The 1,744-nt window shown below is 58.9% G+C and carries 1 protein-coding gene; it reads left to right on the top strand.

Features of this window, described 5'->3' with window-relative positions; all coding sequences use genetic code 11:
• Nucleotides 1-649: 649 nt before the first annotated feature.
• Nucleotides 650-1,744, top strand: a 1,095-nt coding sequence (locus tag FHT77_RS31090) for a reverse transcriptase domain-containing protein (protein ID WP_183759303.1), incomplete at its 3' end; no start/stop codon positions are given.

Below are 1,744 nucleotides of genomic sequence, written 5' to 3'. Positions count from 1 at the left end.
CCGATCGAAGGCGACTGGCCATACCTCTGGGTCGACGGTGCGCCGTGCGGCGCGGGAGGTGCGCATGAGTTAGCGTGATCTCTCAAGCTTGCCGACTTCTAACCGGCGGCTGCGATGCCGCCCGATTTACAGGAGCAGTGGATCGAAGGGGGCCAAGAAGCTCGACCGGGCGTCGTCGGTTGGGTTGCATAAGCAGATTGGCCTTAACTGTACCGGATGCGGGCCATCAACCGCAGGCCGGGCTACCGCAATGCCCATGGCGAGACAACAAAGTGAGCGTCAGAAGCCTCGAAACACAGATATCGCTTCCATTAGCGTGATGGCGTGGGAGCACGAAAGAGCGATCAGAGGCGGCAAGGCTCGTCTATTCTTGCTGCCGGGTTCTCGAAGAGGCCCGAGATGGGACTGGCTCCTATGCCCCATCTCCCGCATTGCACGGGGTAGAGCTCACCGCCTAACGGCACAAGGTTGGAAGTCGGAACACGGGAACTTGGATTGTCTGCCCGGTTGGAAGCCGGGCTCGCTGCGACGGCCAGATATGGGCAACACCAAGGGCGGAGCTTTCGTAGTAGTCCGAGTGTGGGAAAGCCACGCACAAGGCGAAGGAAAGCAGGAAGACGATAGGCTTGTAACGACGGAGGAGTGATCTGTGGACACGGATCATCAGATCGACAAGGTCTGGGTACTCGGCATTCAAAGCAAACTCTATCAGTGGAGTAAGGCTAATCCCGACGACCAGTGGCGCGACATGTGGGGTTGGTTGACTGACCTCAGGGTGCTGCGGCACGCCTGGCAGCGCGTTGCCTCCAACAAAGGTGGGCGCACGGCTGGGGTTGACGGGATGACGGTGGGGCGTATTCGGAACAGGAGTGAACAGCGCTTTCTGGTCGATCTTCAAGCGGATCTGCGCAGCGGTGCATATCTGCCAAGTCCGGCCAGACGCAAGCTCATTCCAAAAGCCGGAAAACCGGGGCAATTCCGGCCCTTGGGCATCCCCACCATCAGGGACCGCGTCGTGCAAGGCGCGGTTAAGATCCTTTTGGAGCCAATCTTCGAGGCACAGTTCTGGCATGTCTCTTATGGGTTTCGACCCGGCAGAAACACCCACGGTGCCTTGGAGTACATTCGTCGGGCAGCCTTGCCGCAGAAGCGGGACAAGGACACCCGGCGAAACCGGTTGCCATATCCTTGGGTTATTGAGGGGGACATCAAAGGATGCTTCGACAATATCAATCATCATCACCTGCTCGAGCGGATGCGCAAGCGCATCGGTGATCGACGAGTGGTGCGATTGGTCGGACTATTCCTCAAGGCCGGTGTTTTAACGGAGGATCAGTTCCTCCGGACAGACGCCGGTACCCCTCAGGGCGGGATCATCTCACCTTTGCTCGCAAACATCGCCCTTAGCGCGATCGAGGAGCGGTATGAAAGATGGACCTACCACCGCAAAAAGACCCAAGCCCGTCGCAAAAGCAACGGGGTGGCGGCAGCGGCGAGCGCCCGGGACAGCGATCGTATAGCAGGACGCTGTGTGTATCTGCCGGTGCGCTACGCCGACGACTTCGTGGTTCTGGTGTCTGGATCGCTGGAGGAGGCAATGGCAGAGAGATCTGCTCTGGCCGACTACCTGATCAAAACAACCGGACTGACGCTGTCGCCGGAAAAGACGAAGGTTACGGCCATGACAGAGGGCTTCGAGTTTCTTGGATTCCGCTTCAGCGTGCATTGGGATAAACGCTACGGC

It is taken from the genome of Rhizobium sp. BK181 (assembly GCF_014193305.1).
Classification (GTDB): domain Bacteria; phylum Pseudomonadota; class Alphaproteobacteria; order Rhizobiales; family Rhizobiaceae; genus Rhizobium.
Note: the sequence above shows the minus strand (reverse complement) of the source record. Positions and strands in the feature narration are given on the sequence as shown.